Origin of the sequence: Faecalicoccus sp. LCP19S3_E2, assembly GCF_052121255.1 — a bacterium.
Lineage (GTDB): Bacteria > Bacillota_I > Bacilli_A > Erysipelotrichales > Erysipelotrichaceae > Faecalicoccus.
The window spans coordinates 24,322-47,374 of the sequence record NZ_JBQKEP010000004.1 but is presented as its reverse complement, the minus strand read 5'-3'; the positions used below and the strand labels follow the sequence as shown (position 1 = coordinate 47,374).

19 protein-coding genes are annotated in these 23,053 nt (G+C 37.5%); 17 read left to right on the top strand and 2 right to left on the bottom strand.

The features are described from left to right. The first annotated feature begins 47 nt into the window (after positions 1-47). The 7 genes from rdgB (at position 48) to ACTQX6_RS04925 (ending at position 6,241) form a co-directional block, all read left to right on the top strand. A complete protein-coding gene (gene rdgB, locus ACTQX6_RS04955) occupies positions 48-629 on the top strand; it encodes an RdgB/HAM1 family non-canonical purine NTP pyrophosphatase (RefSeq protein WP_270599578.1) in 582 nt (193 codons plus the stop codon). After that, on the top strand, positions 626-1,147 hold the full coding sequence (locus tag ACTQX6_RS04950) for a tRNA (cytidine(34)-2'-O)-methyltransferase (protein ID WP_168966179.1): 522 nt from the start codon (positions 626-628) through the stop codon (positions 1,145-1,147). The genes rdgB and ACTQX6_RS04950 overlap by 4 nt, the downstream gene beginning before the upstream one ends. Further along, on the top strand, positions 1,125-1,679 hold the full coding sequence (locus ACTQX6_RS04945) for a hypothetical protein (protein ID WP_300398709.1): 555 nt from the start codon (positions 1,125-1,127) through the stop codon (positions 1,677-1,679). Before ACTQX6_RS04950 ends, ACTQX6_RS04945 begins: the two co-directional genes overlap by 23 nt. 222 nt (positions 1,680-1,901) lie before the next feature. Beyond that, on the top strand, positions 1,902-3,158 hold the full coding sequence (locus tag ACTQX6_RS04940; RefSeq protein ID WP_117445795.1) for an NlpC/P60 family protein: 1,257 nt from the start codon (positions 1,902-1,904) through the stop codon (positions 3,156-3,158). Positions 3,159-3,295: 137 nt separating this feature from the next. Beyond that, positions 3,296-4,495 carry a M16 family metallopeptidase gene (locus ACTQX6_RS04935; RefSeq protein WP_441657351.1) on the top strand — a complete coding sequence of 400 codons (1,200 nt, stop codon included), beginning with the start codon at positions 3,296-3,298 and terminating at the stop codon, positions 4,493-4,495. Beyond that, complete coding sequence (gene yfmH, locus ACTQX6_RS04930; protein WP_168966184.1) at positions 4,482-5,747, top strand: EF-P 5-aminopentanol modification-associated protein YfmH; 1,266 nt, start codon at positions 4,482-4,484, stop codon at positions 5,745-5,747. The genes ACTQX6_RS04935 and yfmH overlap by 14 nt, the downstream gene beginning before the upstream one ends. A 176-nt stretch (positions 5,748-5,923) precedes the next feature. Beyond that, a complete protein-coding gene (locus ACTQX6_RS04925; protein ID WP_022789897.1) occupies positions 5,924-6,241 on the top strand; it encodes a single-stranded DNA-binding protein in 318 nt (105 codons plus the stop codon). A gap of 109 nt (positions 6,242-6,350) precedes the next feature. Here ACTQX6_RS04925 and rpsD read toward each other — a convergent pair whose 3' ends face one another. Further along, complete coding sequence (rpsD, locus tag ACTQX6_RS04920; protein ID WP_117445792.1) at positions 6,351-6,959, bottom strand: 30S ribosomal protein S4; 609 nt, start codon at positions 6,957-6,959, stop codon at positions 6,351-6,353. 273 nt (positions 6,960-7,232) lie between these two features. Between rpsD and ACTQX6_RS04915 the strand changes: the two genes are divergently transcribed. The 5 genes from ACTQX6_RS04915 to rlmD are packed head-to-tail and all read left to right on the top strand — an operon-like array spanning position 7,233 to position 13,449. Continuing rightward, a complete protein-coding gene (locus ACTQX6_RS04915; protein WP_294687320.1) occupies positions 7,233-9,008 on the top strand; it encodes a septation ring formation regulator EzrA in 1,776 nt (591 codons plus the stop codon). A gap of 1 nt (position 9,009) precedes the next feature. After that, positions 9,010-10,140 (top strand): cysteine desulfurase family protein, encoded by a 1,131-nt coding sequence (locus tag ACTQX6_RS04910; RefSeq protein WP_294687318.1) that lies wholly within the window; start codon positions 9,010-9,012, stop codon positions 10,138-10,140. Then, complete coding sequence (gene thiI / locus ACTQX6_RS04905) at positions 10,124-11,314, top strand: tRNA uracil 4-sulfurtransferase ThiI (protein ID WP_294687316.1); 1,191 nt, start codon at positions 10,124-10,126, stop codon at positions 11,312-11,314. The genes ACTQX6_RS04910 and thiI overlap by 17 nt, the downstream gene beginning before the upstream one ends. A 57-nt stretch (positions 11,315-11,371) precedes the next feature. Continuing rightward, positions 11,372-12,145 carry a methyltransferase domain-containing protein gene (locus tag ACTQX6_RS04900; protein ID WP_167698873.1) on the top strand — a complete coding sequence of 258 codons (774 nt, stop codon included), beginning with the start codon at positions 11,372-11,374 and terminating at the stop codon, positions 12,143-12,145. Continuing rightward, positions 12,142-13,449, top strand: a complete 1,308-nt coding sequence (gene rlmD, locus ACTQX6_RS04895; RefSeq protein WP_294687310.1) for a 23S rRNA (uracil(1939)-C(5))-methyltransferase RlmD — start codon at positions 12,142-12,144, stop codon at positions 13,447-13,449. The genes ACTQX6_RS04900 and rlmD overlap by 4 nt, the downstream gene beginning before the upstream one ends. Positions 13,450-13,686: 237 nt before the next feature. Here rlmD and ACTQX6_RS04890 read toward each other — a convergent pair whose 3' ends face one another. Further along, the gene (locus ACTQX6_RS04890) at positions 13,687-14,397 is read right to left on the bottom strand and encodes a hypothetical protein (protein WP_009268470.1); all 711 of its coding nucleotides are present in this window, start codon (positions 14,395-14,397) and stop codon (positions 13,687-13,689) included. Positions 14,398-14,864: 467 nt separating this feature from the next. Between ACTQX6_RS04890 and ACTQX6_RS04885 the strand changes: the two genes are divergently transcribed. The 5 genes from ACTQX6_RS04885 (at position 14,865) to ACTQX6_RS04865 (ending at position 23,022) form a co-directional block, all read left to right on the top strand. Then, the gene (locus tag ACTQX6_RS04885) at positions 14,865-15,062 is read left to right on the top strand and encodes a helix-turn-helix domain-containing protein (protein WP_055224076.1); all 198 of its coding nucleotides are present in this window, start codon (positions 14,865-14,867) and stop codon (positions 15,060-15,062) included. 36 nt (positions 15,063-15,098) lie between these two features. Then, the gene (locus ACTQX6_RS04880; RefSeq protein WP_441657352.1) at positions 15,099-17,870 is read left to right on the top strand and encodes a type I restriction-modification system subunit M; all 2,772 of its coding nucleotides are present in this window, start codon (positions 15,099-15,101) and stop codon (positions 17,868-17,870) included. Beyond that, a complete protein-coding gene (locus tag ACTQX6_RS04875) occupies positions 17,857-19,017 on the top strand; it encodes a restriction endonuclease subunit S (RefSeq protein WP_320863485.1) in 1,161 nt (386 codons plus the stop codon). The genes ACTQX6_RS04880 and ACTQX6_RS04875 overlap by 14 nt, the downstream gene beginning before the upstream one ends. 12 nt (positions 19,018-19,029) lie before the next feature. Continuing rightward, positions 19,030-19,695 (top strand): type I restriction endonuclease, encoded by a 666-nt coding sequence (locus ACTQX6_RS04870; protein ID WP_441657353.1) that lies wholly within the window; start codon positions 19,030-19,032, stop codon positions 19,693-19,695. 66 nt (positions 19,696-19,761) lie between these two features. Next, entirely contained in the window at positions 19,762-23,022 is a 3,261-nt protein-coding gene (locus tag ACTQX6_RS04865) for a type I restriction endonuclease subunit R, EcoR124 family (RefSeq protein ID WP_441657354.1), read from the top strand. The last annotated feature ends 31 nt before the right edge of the window (positions 23,023-23,053 follow it).

The window sequence follows — 23,053 nt, the reverse complement described above, 5'->3', positions numbered from 1 at the left end:
AATTGATTTGAGCTCTTTTTTTGTCTATAATGCTTGTGGTGATGAAAATGAAAACAATATGGATTGCGACTTCCAATATGCATAAAGTAGAAGAGTTTCAAAACATGTTACAAGGAAGGGCCAATGTAAAATGCTTAAAAGATCTTGATAAGAAGATTGAAATTGTAGAAGATGGAAAGACATTTGAAGAAAATGCACTGATCAAGGCACGTTGCTTATACCAGGTTTTAAAGGAACCTGTAATTAGCGATGACAGTGGGATTGAAGTCGATGCGATGGATAAAAGACCGGGTGTGTATTCGGCGCGCTTTATGGGCGAGGATACCGATTATGCGATCAAAAATCAGGCCATCATCGATGCGGTTAAAGGAAAAGTGAAGACAGCTCGTTATGTATGTGTAATTGCCTATATCGATGAAAATGGGCAGGAAAAAACATATAGGGCAACTATTGAGGGTGAGATCAATGATCGACCAGTCGGCAAAAAAGGCTTTGGGTATGATCCAATTTTTTATTATCCGCCGTTTCAAACGACTTTAGCCAATGTTTCGGAAGAAAAGAAAAACAGTGTTTCCCACCGCGGAAAAGCACTGCAGATGTTTTTAAAGGATTTGGAGGCAACCTTATGATTCATGTTGTATTGTATGAACCGGAAATTCCTCAGAATACCGGTAATATCATTCGTACCTGTATGGCGACAAACTCTGTGCTGCATTTGATCGAGCCATTAGGCTTTAGTCTGGATGAAAAACATTTGCGCCGAAGCGGCATGGACTATATCAAAGATGCCGAAATTCACATTCATAAAAACTGGCAGGCATTTATCGAACAATACCCCAGCAGGCATTACTATTTTATGACGCGTTATGGACATAAGGCCCCCAGCCAGTTTGATTTCACAAAGGAAGAAGGCGATATCTTTCTAGTGTTGGGAAAAGAGAGTACCGGTGTAGATAAGCACATTTTAAAAGATCATTTAGATACGTGCATGCGTCTTCCCATGGTGGCTAATGCCCGAAGTTTAAATTTAAGCAACTGCACGGCTATCGTTGTATATGAAGTCTTACGACAGCTTGGATATCCGGGTTTGAGTACAAATGAAGAATTAAAAGGAGAAGATTTCCTTGAAACTTTATCGTTTGATTGATTCTTTATGGAACAGCTTTGAGAAAAGAAGAAGGATATTGAGTCTGTTTGTCTTCTTGTACTGGTTTCTACAATATGTACTACAGGCTTTGTTCTTTCTTTCACTAGTGCAGGTTCATGACTATCATTCCTTGTTTGCGTTTATGAAGGATATGGATGCTTATACCGGCTCGATCCTGATTCGTATCGCTTACCGGTTTATTACCATACCGACAGTTTCTGTCACATCCTTTTTAAGCAGTCTATGGAATGCCATGAGTTTTTTTGACCTTCTTTTTATACTGTTAACAATTCTATGGTTTTTACAGGCCAATAAGAAAAAAGCCGGTCTTTTTATAGGTGGTAATGTCTTGATGCTTACTATGCTTTTTATCGGCTTGATGATTGGTATGCGTGCCGATTCTATACAAAGTCTGATTCAATGTCTTCATGTGCTTTCTTTATGTAGCTTGGTGGTACATATCGTATTTATCGTGATTTTGATGTTTAATCTTGTACAAAATTGCTTAAAATGGGTCAAAACAAAGTCATAAACTGTCTTTATATGGTGAACATGTGTATTTTTCATAAAAATTTTAAAATTTTTTAAAAAATCACATAATATCCCATAAATTATAAAAATGCGCTTTAAATAAAGCTTTATCGTATTTTTGTATCAAAAAATGGAACCCAAAAATGGGACAGAATACAGTGATTTTTTTTGAGATTGATGTCGAATATGTTATTCTATGGTTGTTGTATGAGAGGTGACAGTAATGAATTTTATCGAGAAACACAGCAAAATCTTGGCCGTTGCCCTCTGTGCTTGTGCATGTGGTCCAGTGCTTTCTACGGTATATGCCTATGAAACACAGCCTGGATGGCATGGAGAGGGAAAGAATCGAAGCTATGTTTTAGAATCGACACGTCAAGAGGCAACAGGATTAACTGAGATCAACGATGAATTGTACTACTTTGACCAGGATGGAAAACTTCAGTTTGGATGGCAGACTGTCGGAAACGACGTTTACTACTTCACATCTGAAGGAACAGCCGCAACTGGAAAAACTTCTCTGCAGGGTACAACGTATAATTTCCAGGAAGATGGAATGCTTCTTCAAGGATGGCAGGATGACGGAACTTACTTTAACGATCAAGGTGAGCAAGTCAAAGCATCCTGGATGGAAATTGATGGCGTTAAGTACTATTTTGATGCAGAAGGATATTCCGTGACAGGTTGGCAGGACATCGAAGGTAAGAAATATTACTTTAACGAAGATGGTTCTATGGCAACAGGTCAGGTTACGGTAGATGGTACGACATACCATTTAACAGATGCCGGTGAATTGAAAACAGGATGGATCACTGAAGGTGATAATTCATTCTACTACAATGAAAACGGTGAACAAGTCAAAGACCAGTCAATTGATATCGAAGGAAAGAAATATTTCTTTGATGCCAATGGTGTTATGTTGAAAGACACAACAAAAGATGGATATACAATTGCTTCTGATGGCGTAGCTACAGAAACAGTTGAAGAAAGTGCTCCGGTACAGGAAGAAACACAAACGCAAGCACCTGCTCAATCACAAGAGCAGACACAGACTCCTGCACAGAGTACACCGCAGACTCCATCAAACAGTGGTTCTAACAATGGATCATCAAGTAACAGTGCCGTACAGCAGCCACAAGCTCCATCAAACAGTGGTTCTGTAAATACTGGTTCTGTAAGCTCCAGTGCAATCGCCAGTGCAGCTTTAGCACAGGTTGGTGTAAACCAGGATTGTACGATGTTAGTAACCAATGCATTAAAAGCAGTAGGAATCAACTTCCATGGTTGGCCAAGTGATTATGCTTCTTTAGGTAGCTGGACAAGCAATCCGGTACCAGGAGATATCATCATCTATAGTGGACACGTTGCCATTTATATTGGAAACGGTCAGGCCGTACATGGTGGATGGAACGGATATACTACAGTTGTATTCTCCGTTAACTGCTCCAATGCATTAGTTGGATATATCCACGTAGGATAATCATCAGGTTAAAAAGAAGGATTCGTTCCTTCTTTTTTTTGCTCATGGAAGCTTTGTGCTTCCTTTTTCTTTTTGTAAAGGGTGAATAGAATGCAGAATCAATTGCGTCTAATGAATTTTATGGTAGAATACTTTTCATGAGGTTTATTAAAACAGATAAATTTGTTGACAATTCCATTTCAATTCGGATGTTTCTGCCATTTGAAAGAGAAACAATTACAGTTACGAATCTGGCATTACGAATGTTAAAGAGAAAGACAGAAGCTTTTCCTTCGCTACAGCAGGTTGCGTTAGCTTTAAATGAGGCATATAGTTTTCGTGTTTCTTTGCATATGACCGGTTTAGGAAACAAATTGATGATCGAATACAGATTTCAATATCTTCAAAGCCAATACTGTCCGACAGGACTGGAGGATTCCACTGTTTTAAAGATCATGGATCAATTTTTGTTTCATCCGTTGATCGATGCGGCCAGTTTTGAAGAATGTAAAGCGCAATATAAAGACAAGCTGCTTCGTCTGCAGGATGATCCGGATTATTTGAGCAGCTCACAATGTCTTTCTTTATTGGATAAGGGACACACCAGCTCTATTTCGATTCAAGGCTATCAAAATGATTTAGAAACACTTTCTTATCAAGATGTACAAAAAAGGATTCACGTGATCATGACTTTGAAAAAGCATGTTTATGTCTGCGGAAGACCATCACAAGCCGTGTTGTCTTACCTGCAATCCATCGATGCTCCTTTAGAACCGGTGATGTCCATGCATCCATATCAGGGTACAGAATATAGAGAATCCTTTCTTCAAAAAGAGATTGCACAGACTTCTTTGACAATGGCCTTTAAAACTAAGATTACGATTAAGGACGAGTTATCCTATCCATTAGTGCTTTTAAATTCTGTTTTAGGTCAATGTCCAAACAATCTTTTGTTTGATACGATTCGTGAAAAATACAGTTTGTGTTATGCGATTCATTCTTCACTGATTCGTTATGATGGTTTATTGTTGGTGCAGACAGGTCTATCCAAGGCAAACTTTGAACAGGTCAAGTTTTTGATACAGGAGCAGATTCAAAGAATTCAATCGATGGATTATTCGGATGAACTTTTGGAAAATGCCAAAAAAGACTGGATCGATTCTATTCGAAGCATACAAGATCTGCCGTTTTCCTGGATGGAACAAGTCTTTTCGGATGATTATTTACATCAAACGGCTTCCATTGTGCAAAGGATATCAATGATTCAGCGGATTCAGAAAGAGGATATTGCTTTGGCAGCGCATAATTTATCGTTGTGTGCCTTAGCTTTGGTGGAGGAAAATGATGAAGAAGTATAATTTTGAATGGTTTTCAAAGACCTTGAAAAACGGGATGAAGGTGCTCCTTGTACATAAGCCACAGTTTTCCCAGTCTTTTTTCTTGTTGGGGATAAAGGCCGGTGGTATGGATCTTTGTCAAAAGCGAGGGTTGGAACAATTGACATATCCCAGCGGATGTGCTCATTTTTTAGAACATCAGATGTTTCGTCTATATGGACAGGATGTAACAGATCAGTTTGCCGATCTGGGAGCCATGACCAATGCCTTTACCGGTTTGAGTGAAACGGCTTACTATTTTTCCACATCGTCCAATCCGGATAAACCATTATCACTTTTAATGGATTTTGTGCAAAATCTGGATATTGATGAGAATAGCGTTGAAAAAGAAAAAGGCATTATTTTAAGCGAATACAATATGTATCAACAAAATCCGGAAACAAGACTGATGAAGCTGGTATGGAATGCTTTATATCAAACGCATCCGATTCGGATTGATGTTTTAGGAAATCCGGAGGATATTACATCCATGAAGGTTGCAGATCTGGAAGCGTTTTATAACGATAAGTATGATCCTCAAAACATGGTTCTGGTCGGGGTTACGGGAAAAGAGCCTTGTTTGTTGTTGAAAGAAATCGAGCGGAAACAGGAAAGCTATGATAAACATTTTTCACATCCAACAGAACGTGTTTTTTTGAAGGAACCGGATACGGTTGCCAAAGAAATCGTAGAAGATCGAATGGATATCAGTATTCCTTATGTTGCTTTTGCCGTCAAGCTAAAACCGATCTTAGATCCTTTACAGGCAGCTTGTATGGATTTTGCGCTTCAAATGAGCTTGGATGCGTGGTTTAGCTCTTTGAATCCGGACTTTCAATCATGGATGGATCAACGGATACTTACTACATCCTTTGGTGCCGAGTGTGAGATCACCTCAGACCATGCGTATTTGATGTTTTATGCGCAAACAAAGAAAACAGAAGAATTCTTTCAAATCGTAGAAGATATTTTGCATAAAATGCAGACAGAAGCTATGGACGACTTAATTTTTAACAGTTTAAAGAATAAATCCTATGCACAGTCTTTACGCACATTTGATCATTTTGAAAGTTTTGCGATCGACCTGTTTCAATCTGAGGTGCAGGGTGTGTCTTATTTTGAGCTTTTGGATACTATAGCTGCTATGAAACGAGATGAGGTTTTTAAGATGGTTTCAAAGCTTGATTTATCTCACCAAAGTCGAGTGTATTTAAAAAGCTACAATGAATGCTAATTTGTCTAAATCAATCCATAATACTTGTTTTTAGAGGACAATAGCCCTCTAATTTGACATAAAAACGAGCTGGTTAGAATAACCGGCTCGTTTGTTTTGTTTGATGAAAATGACTATCCTATCCTCGAAGGCAGGTGATAAATATGGGAAGATACCCATACCGGATAGGGAGGTAAATGATGAATGTATTTTGTCTGGTAGGGCAGATCAAAGAGATGCCACAGCTTAGATCTATTCCTTCGGGAGAAAAGGTTTGTAATGTATTATTGGAAGTAGAAAGACCGTATGCGAATGCTGATGGTGTGTATGAGTTGGATACATTTCAGATTGAGGTATGGCGAGGATTGGCAGAAACGCTTTGCAGTACGATGAAAACAGGCTCATGGATCACTGTAAAGGGAAGAATATCTTCACGAGCATATCACAAAGACGATAAAGTGTATTATAACAGTGTCTTTGTAGCTGAACATATTGGATTTATACACACTGCTTAAATGATTTTTAAAATATAGGTCATAGGATTCACAGTTACAATCTCCGTTTTTAGTATTTTAAATTTGAAGATCAATAAAAAAATCTCTGCTTGCTGCAGAGATTTTTTCATTAGCGGTTGTAGAACTCAACAACTAACAGTTCATTGATTGGCTGAGCTGTGAACAATTCGTTACGTTCAGGATAACGTGAATAAGTTCCTTTTTTAGCTTCTTTGTCAACATCAACGTAATCAACGATTGTAGTAGCGGCTTCTAATGCTTCGTTGATAGAAGCCATGTTTTTAGCACGTTCACGTACTTCGATCACCTGACCAGGTTTTACCTGGAAGCTAGGGATATCCACTTTCTTTCCATCTACAAAGATGTGTCCGTGGTTAACTAACTGACGGCTTCCGCGACGTGTACGGGCAAATCCCATACGGTAAACAAGGTTGTCCAAACGAGATTCCAACATAATCAAGAAGTTTTCACCGGCAGAACCAGGTTTCTTACTTGCTTTCTTGTATGTGTTATAGAACTGTTTCTCGCTTAGCTGATACGTATGACGAATACGCTGTTTTTCCTGTAACTGAATACCATAGTTTGTTAATTTTACACGGCGACCTTTCCCGTGCTGACCTGGAGCATAAGGACGGCGGTTCAGCTCTTCACCTGTTTCCAGGACGGAGAAGCCTAAACGACGAGACTTTTTCCAGATACTTCCTGTGTTTCTAGACATAATTTTCCTCCTATTGTTTTACTCTTCATAAAACAATAACAGTACAAATCACCACCAAGTGTGTTGTAACCGATCTTTTCCGCTATCAGCTATTAGCTTACTCACATCGCTGTAAAGCTTACAACGCTGGCTTGACGGCTTTGTATGCTGCTATCAATTTATGCCTAGAAATCATACCAAATGTACATTTATAAATCAAGAAAATTTGAAATGTTAATGCACAGAATATAAAGATTTGTTATAATATATGAGATTCATTTGGGAGGTACTGTCATGGATGCAGTTTTAGATATTTTTAATTCGTTCATTGATTTTATTAGTTCGCATATATCAACGACCGTACTGGTATATATCGCCGTCGCTTTTTTGTTGTTGATCTTGATTTGGATCGTTTCCAGAATGATTCGTCGTCGTAAGGCAGAAAAACGTTTGACAGAGCTGGAAGTGGAAATCAATGAGATTCGCAATAACCAGCTGGCTTTTAAATTCAACAAAGCCAGTGCATTTGCTCGTGTCAATGATGATGTGATGGAACGTGTTAAGAATTTAACGACAAAATATAATACTTGCCAACAAAGTGTATCTACAATTGAAGATTTATTTACGGATGCCGATCATCTGTTAGATTCCCGTCGTGCGAAAAAAGCAATGCGTAAAATGGATGAAATTGAGTCTTTAATTGATGATACTAAAGAAAGAATTCGTATCGTGAACCAGAGCTTAGATCATATTTTGGAAAAGGAAAGCGAAGTTCGTGAGCTGGCCAGTGCTTTAAAAGAACGTTTCCGCAGTGTAAAAACTGTTTACCAGGATAATCGAAGCAGCTTCTATGGCGCTGCCGTTTTGATTGATGCCAAATTGGAAGATATTGAAAATCAGTTTACGAATTTTGAAGAATGGATGTATGCTTCCGAGTTTAATAAGGCAAAAGATGAATGTGAAAAGATCAGTAAACAGGTTGATACATTAAGCTCTGTGATCGCAGCCTATCCGGATCTGTATGAAAAGGCAAAGACTGTATTGCCTAGAGCCATTGAAGAAGTTGAACACAATGTTCAGACGATGGAGGCAAGTGGTTTAGATTTGAGCTATTTACAGCCAATGAATAAAGTAAGTGGATTTAAGGACAATGTGCAAAACGTATTGAATTTATTAGATTCCGGTGAAGTAACTAAAGCTGATACATTGTTGAATGAAACAACCGATGCGGTTTTGGTTTTACAGGATAACATTTTGCAGGAACAAAGTGCTTATGAAGAAATTCATGGTGATTTAAATGCCAAGCTGGCTATTCTGGATCGCATTGAAGATGAATTGTCTGAAATCAAAAGCTTGTATGCCAATATTAAAGATCGTTTTGGTCTGGAAGACTGGACGCAGCATTTCATCTTGGCGGATAAACAGTGCGCCAGTTTAAAAGAGAAGAAACATTTGATTGAAACACAGTTGAATCAGGATGATAAAACAAGTGTGGATCTGATTCACAATTATCGTGCTTTTGTGCAGGAAGCCGATGAGTTTGAAAAACAGATTCAGTCTATGAAGAAAATGCTGGTAGGTGCCAGCAGTGATGAAAGCCGTGCGAAAAAGCAGTTGATCAAGCTGCAGCTGATCTTAAATGAAGTTCGTTTGAATGCAGCAATTCGCCAGCTGCCAAGCATCTCCGGTCAATTTGATGATGATATCAAAGAAGGAGAACGCTTGATTCAAAGAGTGCGTGTAGTATTGGATCACAGTCCGTTAGATGTACAGACATTGAATGCAGATCTGCAGGATGCGATTGATTTTATCTATAAACTCTACAACAACGCCAATAACTTAACTGGTGTAGCCGTTATGGTAGAAAATGCAATCGTCTTTGGAAATCGTTTTAGAAGCAGTCATCCGGAAATGGATACAGAACTGACTAAGGCTGAATTGTATTTCCATAATGGTGAATATACAAAAGCCTTACGTATTGCGATTCAGGCCATTGAAAACATGCATCCGGGTATTTATGAAAAGCTGATTGCGAAAAAAGATCCGGCTGTGATGAACCAGGTGCAATAATATGATTTATTTTGATAATTCTTCGACAACCTCTGTACGTGCAGAGGTTTCTCGTATTTATGCCCAGTTGATACAGGAAGCGTATGCCAATCCGGATGCGATGCATACACCGGGGCGTGAGGTTTCAAAAATGATGGAAACATCTCGCAAAAAGATTGCCGAGATGTTGAAAGTTGCTTATGAAGAAGTGTTGTTTACTTCCAGCGCCAGTGAATCTAATTCATTGGCCATCATAGGTTACTGTTTGGCTAATTCGCATCGAGGAAAGCACATTCTTTTATCCAATGTGGAACATGCCAGTGTGAGTCATTCTTTTGAATGGTTACAATCCCTGGGTTTTGAAGTTGAATACTTGTCGATTGATGCCAGTGGCAAGGTTACATGGCAGGAGCTTAAAAACAAGATACGAAAAGATACGATTCTTGTATCTTGTATGCATGTCAACAATGAAATGGGAGCCATCAATCCAATTGATAAATTAGCCGATGTTGTTCATACGCATCCAACCTGCGTATTTCATTGTGATTGTGTACAAAGCTTTTCTAAAATCGATATTCCTTTTGAAAAGTTGGATCTTGTGACACTTTCGATGCATAAAATCCACGGTTTAAAGGGAAGCGGTATCTTGATCAAAAAGAAGAAGGTTCAGCTTATGCCTTTGATTCAGGGGGGACAGCAGGAATTTGGCTTACGAGGCGGCACCAGCAATGCGCCTGTCAATATTTGTGCTGCCAAAACGATTCGTCTGGCTTTGCAGGAACAAAAAGCGTCTTATGATAAAGTGCAAAAGATCAATCAATATTTGCGCAAAGAACTTGTAAAGATTCCCGGTGCGCACATCAATTCACCGGAGGATGCGATTCCTTATATCTTAAATGTGTCTTTTGATCAGATCACAAGCGAGGTTTTATTGAATGCCTTAGATCAGAAGGGCGTTTGTGTGAGCGCAAAAAGTACATGTTCTTCGCATTCAAAACATGCCAGTGCTATATTGTTGCATATGGGATATGATGAAAAGATTGCGACACATATGATTCGTTTGTCTTTTGATAAAGACAACACGATAGAGCAGGCAAAAGAGTTTATAGAAATATGTAAGGAGATTTTAAAAAGTTATGGATTACAAATATGATCATATACTGATTCGATATGGGGAACTTTCTTTAAAGGGAAAGAACCGCAATACCTTTATCAAACAGCTTCATGAAAACATAAAAAAAGCAACAAAGGGTTTTCCAACATTGGAAATTGAGCGCCAACATGATCGTATGTACATCTATTTACATGATGAGGATGCGAATCAAGTCAAAGATGTGATTGCAAAGGTGTTTGGTATTTCCTCGTTTAGTTTTGCGATCAAGACCAACAGCGATATGGATGAAATCATACAAGCATGTATGCAGACCCTGCCTTTGCAGGAAAAAAAGACTTTTAAAGTGGCAGCTCGTCGTTCGGACAAAAATTTCCCGATTATTTCGGATCAAATCAACCGTATGGTTGCCACATCGATCTTAAAAAACAGTGAATGGAAGGTTGATGTTCATCATCCGGATGTCAAGATTGTTATTGAGGTGCATGCGGATGCGACTTATATCATGACGGATAAATATCCGGGGGCCGGGGGATATCCGGTTGGAGTGGGAGGAAAAGCCATGGTTCTTCTATCCGGTGGTATTGATTCGCCGGTCGCTTCGTATTTGATGATGAAACGTGGTGTTCGTATCGAATGCATTCATTATGCTTCACCACCTTATACCAGTGAGAATGCCAAAGAAAAAGTCATGGAACTCGCAAGACTGATATCCGGCTATCAGGGCGATCTACTGGTGCATATTGTACCTTTTACTAACTTACAGCTTGCGATCTATCAAAATGCGGATGAAAGCTATGCCATTACATTGATGCGAAGGATGATGATGCGTATTGCGGCAGGTTTAGCACAAAACCGAAAAGCCCTGGCCATCTGCACCGGAGAGAGTGTAGGACAGGTTGCCAGTCAGACTTTGGAGAGCATGGTTGCCATCAATGAAGTTACAAACTTACCTATGATTCGTCCAGTCGTATGTATGGATAAAATTGAAATCATTGATCTGGCTAAAAAGATTGGTACATATGAAACCAGCATTTTACCTTATGAAGATTGTTGTACGATTTTCACACCGAAAAACCCTGTGACTAAACCAAGAGTGGATAAATGTAAACAATATGAAGCTCGTTTTGACTATGAAGCTTTAGTACAGGAATGTATTGAGAACGTGCAGTCGATCTGGGTACATCCTCAAAAAGAAGAGGACGATTTATTTTAAGATTTCATCACAAGATGAAGTCTTTTTTCTTTTGCGGATTTGTTGTAAACTTTAGCTATGTTAATTTGTCCAAAATGTAAAGAGCCATTAGTTAAACAAGAAAAATGCTTTGTCTGTTCAAATCATCATGTCTATGATATCGCCAGGCAGAGCTATGTGAATTTATCAATGAAACAGAAAAAGCATTCCGGGGATAATGCGTTGATGGTTAAGGCGAGAAGCTCTTTTTTAGAAAGTGATGTTTATGATTTTATGCGTCAGTTTGTTTGTCAACAATTGTCAATATATGAAATCAAAACCTTACTGGATGCCGGCTGTGGGCAAGGTTATTATACAAAGGCATTTTCACAGATCGTACAAAGCTGTGTAGGTATCGATTTGAGTAAAGAAGCCATTCTATACGCTTCCAAACAAGATAAGAAGACACAATATATTGTCTCCAGCTTTTTTGATGCACCTTTTACCGATTCTTCTTTTGATGGTATCGTATCTATTTTTGTACCCCAAGCTGCTGATGAGTTTGCTCGTCTTCTACAAGAGAAAGGGATATGGATTGAAGTTGGGCCAGGTCCAAAACATTGTCTGGAATTAAAAGAAGTATTGTATCAAACGCCGTATCTCAATCCCATGTCGTCTAAAGAGCTTTCAAATTTTGAATTGGTAAAGGAAACTATTTTATCGCAGAAGAAATGGATAAAAGATTGTTGGAGCTTACTAGAGATGACACCGTATCGTTATAAAACACATCCTAAGGCTTTAGAAAAAGTAAAAGAACTACAAGGAATGGATGTGACTTTAGAATTTTTAATTCGTATTTGGAGGAAAAAATGAAAACAACGATAAAAAAATGGGGAATCAATGCCGAAGGAATCGGTTATTTTCATCATAAACCGGTATTTATTAAAGGAGCACTTCCGGATGAAGTTGTTTCTTTTACGTTAGAAAAGGAAATGCCTCGATATAGTATCGGCCATCTGCAAAGTATTCTTAAAGATAGTCCAAGGCGAAGAAAATCGCCATGTGCATATGCTGACCAGTGTGATGGGTGTGCTTTAATGCATGTAGACTATAAAGGACAATGTCAAATGAAAATGCAGATTTTAAAACAAACCTTAGCCAAATATGCCGGTTATCGAGGAAAGATCAATCCCTTAATCAAAAATGAGTCTGTATTAGGGTATCGAAACAGCTGTAAGATGCCAGTCAAACAAGTGGATGGAAAAATCAGGCTGGGCATGTACAAAGCAGAATCCAATACCTTTGTCTCCATCCCACGATGTATTGTACATCAAAAAGGTTTGGAGCAAACCAGACAGATGCTGGAAAGTATTTTTAATACGTATTCGATGCAGGCGTATGATTTTCAAACAGAATCTGGATTACGCACCGTTGTCATCAAAGAATTTGAAGAAAAAATACAAGTTATTCTGGTAACGGGTCAAGATATTTTAGATGCAGCTATGTTAAAAGAAATTAGTCAACTTGAACATGTTGTTTCACTATGGCAAAGTATGAAAACGGACAATAGTGTGGATATCTACGGGAAAGAGATGCGCTTATTGTATGGACAGGAAACAATGGAGTTGCATTTGGATGATTTAGTTCTCCAGCTTCTTCCACGTTCTTTTTTCCAGTTGAATACTAGACAAGCCTATCGTCTTTACCATTATGTCAAAGATTTGATTCAGCCTTGTGATGTTTTAGTGGAAGCCTATAGTGGGATTGGAGCCATGAGCTTGATGCTTGCCAAAAAAGCTAAAAAGGTAATCGGTATTGAATATATTGAGGATGCCGTAAAAAACGCAAATGAAAACGCACAACGAAATCATTTGAAACATGTGTCTTTTGTTTGTGAGGATGCCGGAAAAGCTTTAAGGGACATGAAAGAAACTATAGATGCTTTGGTGGTAGATCCACCAAGAACGGGACTAGATGCATTGATGAAGGAAGTCATCTTAAAAAAACAACCCAACCAGATTGTTTATGTTTCCTGTAATCCCAGTACATTGGCAAAAGATCTAAAGCAGCTACAAGAAATCTATCAAATCAAATCTGTGCAGCCATTTGATATGTTCTCTCAGACTCAACACGTCGAGACGGTCTGCTTGATGTCAAAAGTGAACCCAGGCAAATAGAAAAAGCACTGTAAACAAAAGGTTTTTCAGTGAGCTATCGTTAACGAGTGCGATTAGCTGCTGGAAAGCCTTTTTTTTATGTGAAGTAATGACTTTGTGGAAACTGGTCTATAATGCAGGATTGACACTAGGGCATAGATAACGAGAGAAAATGAACCCAGGGGTTCACCTTGTAACGATAGCTTTTTCCATAAAAAACAGCGACCAGGCGGTATTCATCCGGTCGCTGCAGGTTGATTAACGGTGCTTCTTATCATAAATGTCCTTAGCATATGACTGCATCTTTTTCACATAATCATATGCCTGGCTCTTTCCCTTTTTCAAGTCGACCTGCTTCAGAGCATTACTGATCTGTGGATCGTCCATCAGAAGAGAGAAGATTGCTTTAGCTTCTGGATACTTAAGAGACACCTCGTTGATGAGATCGTCGATCATCATAAGACTGAGAACTGAACTTTCAGTTGAAGTGTTATCTGTTGGCTCCCAGCCGCTGCGATTAGTATTGTCGTCGCTGTTATCATCCATAAACTTGTCTAATGAAATATAGCGAGAGTGGTACTGGTCCTTTTCAGGGCGTTCGCACCCTTCACATTTATTGCACTTAGGGCAGCGGATGTATTCGCCTTTGGAATTAAGAATTAAGCATCTTTTTTTACGAGTCGATTCAAGATACGCATCTTTTTCTTTCCAGAATCTTTCCATGTAGGATTCGACCTGATCCTTAGGGATAGATGTGAAACCTACAAGAATCTTTCTACCGCGAATATTCCAGGTTTCGAAGTTATCTTCGATAATTCCTTCATTACGCTTGCGAATACCGTCTCTAATATCCTGATGGTAATTCTTTAAAACTTCATGTGCTAAGAATGGAACCAATGCCTCATTCTCTTTTGTTGCTACACCGTCGTAGCTGCGTTTGTTACTGTAATCGTAATTTTTCTCTGCCATGTGGCTTTCCTCCTTGGGTTGACACGGAGGAAATTCCACATGTGTGATACCTGAATATAGTTGGCCATTGCCATAGCGAGTTTCCTCCTATTGGTTGGCCAGCTTGTCCTATTCAGCTGGTTTGGTTATTTAGTTGTTCATCAGAGTCAGATAGGACCGTTCTTGATCAGGGAACGCATCGTCTGATGATGGGGGCTTAACCCTTGATTGCATGATACAGCAAACGTTAAAAATGCCCGTTGAAGATAGTTCAACCGGCTAAGAGGCGAAGAATGGAGCTTTTCTGAAGCTAAAAGACATAATTCTGTATGAAATTAAGATGTAAATGTTGAAGAAAGTTCACCAAAAATATTTTTCTAAATTGATAGCACCACGCAAACACATACAAACTTATACAAACGATTGAAATTTGACACAAAATAATATATAATAAAAATTGGCTTAGTATATTTAGGAAAGGAGAACCTATGACTACTACCAATAATGAAGAAAAATGGATTGGAACAAATGAAGCTGCAGAATTTCTAGGAGTAAAGCCGGCAACAATTCGGGATTGGATTCGTAAAGGTAAGAATATTCCAAGAAAAAAAATTGGGAAGGCGTGGAAGTTCAAATATTCTGAACTTGAGGAATGGGCTCGAAGTGGCAAAGCTGCAAATAATTAAACAATCACGCAACTTAGCGGCAGGAGGTAAAAATAGATGAATAAACAACAATTAGCATCTACTATTTGGCAGTCAGCCAATCAGATGAGATCAAAGATAGAGGCAAATGAATATAAGGACTATATTCTTGGATTTATGTTCTATAAATATCTTTCAGATCGTGAAGTGTCATTTCTGAAAGGGGAAAAGTATTCTGATGAAGATATCAAAAAAGTGACGACAAATGACGAGAAGCTTGTAAAGCATATCAGCGAGAATATTGGATACTTTATTGCTTATGAGGACTTATTCTCAACATGGCTTTCGAAAGGAGATGATTTTGACGTATCCGATGTAAGAGATGCATTGAGTAATTTTGATATCAATATCGAACCAACATATAAGAAATTATTTGAAAATATTTTTAAGACATTACAGAGCGGTCTTTCAAAACTTGGAGAGACATCAACAAAACAGACAAACTCAATAAAGGCACTACTTAAGTTAATAAAGAGAATTCCGATGGATGGAAAGCAAGACTATGATGTTTTAGGGTTTATTTATGAGTATCTCATCAGCATGTTTGCAGCTAACGCTGGAAAGAAAGCAGGAGAGTTTTATACACCACATGAAGTTTCAGTGTTGATGTCTGAAATTGTGGCCAACCATCTTAAGGATAGAGAGCATATTAAAATCTATGATCCTACATCAGGTTCAGGCTCATTGCTCATTAATATTGGAGCATCTATGGCTCAATATATCGAAGGCGAGAACAGGATTGATTATTATGCGCAAGAATTGAAGGAGAATACCTATAACTTAACTCGTATGAATTTGGTTATGCGAGGAATTAATCCAGCTAATATCAATGTTAGAAACGGCGATACTTTGGAAGATGACTGGCCATTTTTTGAAACAGATGAAAACAAAGATGAGACATATTCGTTAGTTAAAGTTGATGCAGTAGTTTCAAATCCTCCATATTCACAGAAATGGGATCCAAAGAATAAAGAATTTGATCCTAGATTTAAAGAATTTGGAGTTGCACCCAAGGCAAAAGCAGATTATGCATTTTTACTTCACGAACTCTATCATTTAGTGGATGATGGAATTATGACTATTGTATTGCCACATGGTGTTTTATTTAGAGGTGGAGAAGAAGAAACAATTAGAAAGACTTTGATTGAACGAAATCATATAGATGCAATTATAGGTTTGCCTGCGAATATTTTCTTTGGAACTGGTATACCTACAATTATTATGGTTTTGAAAAAAACAAGAGCAGACTCAGATGTCTTGATTATTGATGCATCAAAAAATTTTGAGAAAGTTGGAAAAAATAATAAGTTAAGAGCAAGAGATATTCGAGAAATTGTTGATACCTTGAAGGCTAGAAAATCTGTGACAAAATTTTCAAAATTAGTTACAAAGGAAGAGATACGGGAAAATGAATATAATTTGAATATTCCGAGATATGTTGATTCATCTGATGATGAAGAACCATGGGATATCCATTCCATTATGTTTGGCGGAATTCCTAATATGGAAATAGAAGGTCTTCATAAGTATTGGGATGCATTTCCGGGTCTACGAGAGGAAATTTTTAGTGCTCTTTCAGCTAATTATTCTAGAGTTATAGTAGATGATGTAGAAAGTTTGGTATCTAATTCTGTATCTGTCTCTGATTATATTGCAAAATATCATTATATTTTCAGTGGATTTGGAGAGCATTTAAAGGATTGCTTGATAGAAGATATCCTTGATGTTAATGCACAAAGTCTTAAAGAAGATATATGTACAGATATTTTTAGTAGAACATCAAATATTAAATTAGTTGATCAATACAAGGCATTTCAGATTCTATCTGAAAATTGGGAGACAATCACTTCTGATTTAGAAATGATCCAGGGAGAGGGATTTGATGCTATATTCCAGGTTGATCCTAACATGGCAGTAAAGAAAAAGAAGGAAGATGAGGATGAGGTAACTGAAGTACAGGAAGGCTGGAAAGGTCATATTTTACCATTTGAGCTTGTACAGGAAGTATTCCACTGCGAACAATTATCTGAAATAAAATCAAATGAAAATAGGTTAGTGGAAATTGATGGCTACTATACTGAAATACTAGAGTCACTCGAAGAGGATGAACTTGAACTGCAGATTACAAATGAGGACAAGAATGCCTTCGTCGGAAAAGAAGTAAAGGCATATGTTGTAGAGGCATTGGCTGATGTTGAAAGCCCTGAAATCAATGCATTGAAGGACTATTTAAAGATTTCATCTAAGAAAGAAAAACTTGCTTATATTGAAGAAAGAAAAGTGGTTGATTGGAACACAATGGCTGCAAATAAGGACGGTACATTTGGAAAACCTGCAGTAAATGCAAGAATTTTACAATTGCAGATGGATTATGAATTTCCAGAAGAATCATTAGAAGCAAAAATGAAAAGAGCTATGCTTTTAATGGAAGAAAAAAGCGAATTGAAGAAAGTAATCAAGGCACAGAGGATCGAACTAGAAGCTGCAACCATAGAAACAATAAAAAATCTCGATGAAGAAGATGCACTTCGCCTGCTAGAGTTGAAGTGGATTGAGCCTATTGTATCCGGATTAGGAACTTTGCCAGATGATGTAATTACAGCATTGGTTTCAGAAGTTGAAAATTTGAATTCAAAATATGCAACTACATATAGTGATATTGAGGTAAAGAAAGAATCTGCAGCTGGTTCTCTTATTCAGATGATTGATGGTTTATCTGGTAGCAAAGATGATCTTGATGGTCTAGCAGAATTTAAGAAGTATATGGAGGTAAAAAATGAAAAAGAATAAAAAAACACCTAAACTTCGTTTTTCTGGATATACTGACGATTGGGAACAGCGTAAGGTTTCTGAAATTGCGGATAGATTTGACAATTTAAGAGTTCCGATTGCGGCAAGTTTACGAATTCCAGGCAGCATACCATATTATGGTGCAAATGGTATTCAAGATTATGTAGAAGGATATACCCATGATGGTGAATATATTTTAGTGGCTGAGGATGGTGCAAGCGATTTAAAAAATTATCCTGTTAATTATGTGAATGGCCGTATTTGGGTTAATAATCATGCACATGTGCTTCAAGGTAAGGAAAAAATAACTGACAATAAATTCCTATCATATGCCATGAGTCGTGCAGATATTGAATCGTTTTTGGTAGGTGGAGGAAGAGCAAAATTAAATGCTGATATAATGATGAATCTTGACATTACACTACCTTCTTTTACTGAACAAGCTAAAATCGGACAATACTTTGCCAACCTCGACAACCTTATCGCCCTTCATCAGCGTAAGCTTGAGAAGTTACAGAACATGAAGAAATCATGCTTGCAAAAGATGTTCCCTAAGGATGGTGCTACTGTTCCTGAAATAAGATTTTCTGAATTCAAGGGAGATTGGGAGGAACGAACACTTGGTTCGTGCTTTGATGAGCGATTAGAAAGCTTACCAGACGGAGAATTACTATCAGTTACAATTGGTTCAGGAATAAAGAAGTTTTCTGAACTAGATCGCCACGACAATTCAAATACTGACAAATCTAAATACAAAAGAGTTTGTATTGGTGATATTGCTTATAACTCAATGAGAATGTGGCAAGGAGCAAGTGGGCGTTCACCATACGAAGGTATTGTAAGTCCTGCATACACTGTAGTAAAGCCAATAGGAGATATAGACACTCAGTTCTTTGCTTATATGTTTAAGAAGAAAGAGATAATTCATCTTTTTGAAATTAACTCACAAGGATTAACATCCGACACTTGGAACTTAAAATATCCAGCATTCAGTAAAATTGTGGTTAAAGTTCCTAGGAATGTGGAAGAGCAAAGTAGGATTGCTAGATTTTTGTTCCGGCTCGATGAGCTCATTTCATGTACTGAGCAAGAAATTGAGATTACGAAAAGAATGAAAAAAGGATGTCTTCAGAAGATGTTCGTATAAGGAGGGATAGACTTGTCAGATATTATTTTTAATGAAGAAAAGGACTTTGAAGAAGCTGTCATAAAATCCCTCATCGAGCATGGATGGGAATCGGATGTTATTAGATATCCATCTGAAGAAGATTTAATTCAGAATTGGGCGAACATATTATTCAATAATAATAAGCAGGGAACGCGATTGAATGATCAGCCATTAACTTCCGGAGAGATGGCTCAGATTTTAGACCAGGTAAGAAATCTACAATCGCCAATGGCTCTAAATGAGTTTATTAATGGGCGTAGTGTATCTATTACTCGTGACAACCCAGATGATCCTCTTCACCTAGGTAAGGAAATTTCTTTAAAGATTTATGATCGTCAGGAAATCGCGTTAGGACAGAGCAGATATCAGATAGTTCAGCAGCCAAAGTTTAAAACAAAGTCCCCTATTCTCAATAGCAGAAGAGGCGACCTGATGTTATTGATTAATGGTATGCCAGTCATTCACCTGGAACTGAAACGTAGCGGAATTCCAGTTAGTGAGGCATATAATCAGATAGAAAAATATTCACATGAAGGTGTATTTAGAGGTATTTTTTCTCTAGTACAGATCTTTGTGGCAATGCAACCTAAGGAATCTGTATATTTTGCAAATCCAGGAGAAAAAGGCGTGTTCAATAAGGCTTTTTATTTCCACTGAGCTGATTTCAATAACTATCCTATAAATGAATGGTATACGTTCATTAAAAAGTTTTTGTCTATACCAATGGCACATATGTTAATTGGCTTCTATACAATCGCAGATACTGATGAAGGTCTTTTAAAAGTAATGAGAAGTTATCAGTATTATGCTGCAGTTGGTATTGCTAATATTGTTGCGGAGAAAAAGAGCCACTGGGATGATAAAAAGCAGCTTGGTGGTCATGTATGGCATACAACTGGCAGTGGAAAAACCATGACTAGTTTTAAAGCTGCTCAGCTCGTTGCTGCTAATCATGATGCAGATAAAGTGATTTTTCTGGTTGATAGAAAAGAATTAGGAATACAGTCACTTAAGGAGTACCGTTCATTTGCTACAGGAACAGAATCTGTTCAGGCAACGGAAAATACAGATATTTTAATGTCGAAATTAAAGAGCCCAGATTCTGATAATACCTTGATTGTTACATCAATCCAGAAGTTGAGTAATATCGCAAGGGAAGACGTGGCTAATATAGAAGCAGATTTAAAAATTGTTCAGCGTAAGAGAATGGTTGTCATCATTGATGAGTGCCATCGTTCTACGTTTGGAGATATGCTTGTAGATATAAAAAACACGTTCAAAAATGCATTGATCTTTGGATTTACTGGAACACCTATTCAAGACTTAAATGCAAAAAAAGACAGTACAACCCCGACAATATTTGGTGATGAGATTCATAGATATACTCTAGGTGATGGAATCAGGGATAAAAATGTTCTTGGCTTTGATCCGTATATGGTGCGCATTTATGATGATGCTGATCTGCGAGAGAAGGTTGCACTTAGTAAAGCCAAAGCAAAAGACCCAGAGGATGCTTTTAGCGATCCTAAAAAGGAAAAAGTATATCTCAAATACATGGATTCATCTCAAATCAAGATGTACGGAGAACTGGTAAATGGAAAATATGTAAAAGGTATAGAAGATTTTGTACCTAATGAGCAGTACCAGACAGATGAGTATGTGGACGGCGTAATACAAGATATAAAAAAGAAATGGACGCTATACAGTAGAAATAGAAAGTTTCATGCTATTTTTGCGACCAGCAGTATTCCAGAAGCAGTTAAATATTATAGATTGATGGTCAAGGCTTTTCCTGATTTATTCATCACCGCAATGTTTGATCCTACTATCGATAATGAAGGTGGTGGAAGTTTAGAGAAGGAAGATGGAATTGTTGAAATCTTGGAAGCTTATAATAAGCACTTCAATCAGAAGTATACGATTCCAACGTATGATAAATTTCGTAAGGAAGTCAGCCTAAGATTAGGCCATAAAAAACCTTTTGACAGCATTGGTAAAGATGAGCAAATTGATATTCTTATTGTAGTGAATCAAATGCTTACAGGATTTGATTCTAAGTTTGTAAATACATTATATCTGGATAAGATGATGGAGTATGAAAACCTCATCCAGGCTTTTTCACGTACAAACAGACTTTACAATATGGCTGAGAAGCCTTTTGGAATTATCAAATACTATCGTAGACCAAATACAATGGAGAAGAATATTGAAGCAGCTGTAAAGGCATATTCAGGTGATGTTCCTACAGGATTGTTTGTTGATAAATTGCCTAACAATCTAAGGAATATGAATGTTCTTTTTCAAAGTATAGAACAGATATTCAAAAATGCAGGTATTGTTAATTTTGAAATGCTGCCTGCTGATAATGCAGCGATAGGAAAGTTTGCAAAAGAATTTAATAAATTTGTGAATCATCTTGAAGCGGCTATTATACAAGGGTTTACTTGGAGCAAGAATTCTTATCCGGATGAGGATCAGAATGAAGATGCTATAAAAATGCTAATCGATGAACAGACATACCTGACATTATTAGCTAGATATAAAGAGATAACTCGTGGTGGCGGTGGTGGAGCCGGTGGAGATGTTCCGTATGAAATAGATATTCATATTACGGAATATGATACCGGTAAGATCGATGCTAATTACATGAATTCTAATTTTGATAAGTATGTCAAGTTGATTCAAGGTGATAGTGATCCAGGAGTTGTCGATGCGGCATTGAAGGAATTACATAGATCATTTTCGATGCTTTCACAGGAAGAACAACGATATGCGGAAAGATTTATTCATGCAGTAGAAAGTGGTCAGGCAAAATTAGTTCCAGGCAAAACGTTTAGAGATTATATTACTGATTATATGAAGGCAGATGAGCATGCACGAATTAATCGTGTTGTCAGACGACTTGGATGCTATTATGCTCTACTTAAGGAATTGTTAGATCGTCATGCGACACCAAGTAATATTGATGATCGTGGTACATTTACTGAATTAAAAAAATCAGTCAATAAATCAAAGGCAGAAAAATTCTTTAGGTTAGTATTTAAGGATGACTATGTTCCTTTACGCCTTCCGATTTACAGTGAGGATTATTTGCGTGATTTTATTTTTTCAGGGGGAAAAGATCCGTATTTAAATGTGATTGAAGTAGAACAGACTTCTGCACATACACCTGATGAAGCTAGAGAATACAATAAACCTAAAGTGGTAGTTGTTAAGCTCACAGATAATGATTATGCCGGTAGAGAGATAAGAACTTCGGTCAGCTACAAGACCTTAGAAAACTGGTATTCAGAAAGCAAAGCTGTAAAAAGTGTTATTGAGTCAGAATGTTTTGCGTATGTTGAAGATAAACTTTGCGTTGCTACATCGGAATGCTTGGAACGTACTGATGACGGAAAAATAAGATTAACTGAATATGCAAAGACACATGAAGAAGAATGTTTCTTACAATTCATTGTGGATGAAAAAGATGGAACATTGCATTATGTGAAACTTCCAAAATCAAAGGCGGATGAAGCATTTAATTATAATGACGCTATAACAGAGGATTTGTTATCTCAGTACGGGCTAGTAAATGAAATGTCAAAAGAGATGTTAAATGCAATTGACGGTGAAGAATTTGGACCAGCACTTGATATCCTGATGGATAAACATATCTGTAATTATACAGCAAGACTTTTAAGAAGTATTACAGGTTTGGATAACAGAACAATAAGTAACATGAAGAAGGGTGAAAACCTTACTAAGTCAAATGTGATATCTGCGTGTTTAGGTATACATATTCCATTTAGAGTTAGTAACCATATGCTTAGTCTTGCTGATTTGACGTTGAATATGACTTCCAAAGGTCAAGTGGGCGATGACAATGAAACGTATGATATGCTTCTTCATTTAAGATGGACGACTGATTATGATGATATTTATGAAGAATTGAAAGTTCAATCAAAAGATCATCTAATTCACCAGCCGCCAGTAAAAAAGTAGAAAATCAACGATGAACAGGAGGTATCGTGAA

Excerpts from the sequence above, each read along its gene's own strand:
- rdgB (WP_270599578.1), top strand. The coding sequence starts at position 48 with ATGAAAACAATATGGATTGCGACTTCCAATATGCATAAAGTAGAAGAG.
- ACTQX6_RS04950 (WP_168966179.1), top strand. The coding sequence starts at position 626 with ATGATTCATGTTGTATTGTATGAACCGGAAATTCCTCAGAATACCGGT.
- ACTQX6_RS04940 (WP_117445795.1), top strand. The coding sequence starts at position 1,902 with ATGAATTTTATCGAGAAACACAGCAAAATCTTGGCCGTTGCCCTCTGT.
- ACTQX6_RS04935 (WP_441657351.1), top strand. The coding sequence starts at position 3,296 with ATGAGGTTTATTAAAACAGATAAATTTGTTGACAATTCCATTTCAATT.
- yfmH (WP_168966184.1), top strand. The coding sequence starts at position 4,482 with ATGAAGAAGTATAATTTTGAATGGTTTTCAAAGACCTTGAAAAACGGG.
- ACTQX6_RS04925 (WP_022789897.1), top strand. The coding sequence starts at position 5,924 with ATGATGAATGTATTTTGTCTGGTAGGGCAGATCAAAGAGATGCCACAG.
- rpsD (WP_117445792.1), bottom strand. The coding sequence starts at position 6,959 with ATGTCTAGAAACACAGGAAGTATCTGGAAAAAGTCTCGTCGTTTAGGC.
- ACTQX6_RS04915 (WP_294687320.1), top strand. The coding sequence starts at position 7,233 with ATGGATGCAGTTTTAGATATTTTTAATTCGTTCATTGATTTTATTAGT.
- ACTQX6_RS04910 (WP_294687318.1), top strand. The coding sequence starts at position 9,010 with ATGATTTATTTTGATAATTCTTCGACAACCTCTGTACGTGCAGAGGTT.
- thiI (WP_294687316.1), top strand. The coding sequence starts at position 10,124 with ATGGATTACAAATATGATCATATACTGATTCGATATGGGGAACTTTCT.
- ACTQX6_RS04900 (WP_167698873.1), top strand. The coding sequence starts at position 11,372 with ATGTTAATTTGTCCAAAATGTAAAGAGCCATTAGTTAAACAAGAAAAA.
- rlmD (WP_294687310.1), top strand. The coding sequence starts at position 12,142 with ATGAAAACAACGATAAAAAAATGGGGAATCAATGCCGAAGGAATCGGT.
- ACTQX6_RS04890 (WP_009268470.1), bottom strand. The coding sequence starts at position 14,397 with ATGGCAGAGAAAAATTACGATTACAGTAACAAACGCAGCTACGACGGT.
- ACTQX6_RS04885 (WP_055224076.1), top strand. The coding sequence starts at position 14,865 with ATGACTACTACCAATAATGAAGAAAAATGGATTGGAACAAATGAAGCT.
- ACTQX6_RS04880 (WP_441657352.1), top strand. The coding sequence starts at position 15,099 with ATGAATAAACAACAATTAGCATCTACTATTTGGCAGTCAGCCAATCAG.
- ACTQX6_RS04875 (WP_320863485.1), top strand. The coding sequence starts at position 17,857 with ATGAAAAAGAATAAAAAAACACCTAAACTTCGTTTTTCTGGATATACT.
- ACTQX6_RS04865 (WP_441657354.1), top strand. The coding sequence starts at position 19,762 with ATGGCACATATGTTAATTGGCTTCTATACAATCGCAGATACTGATGAA.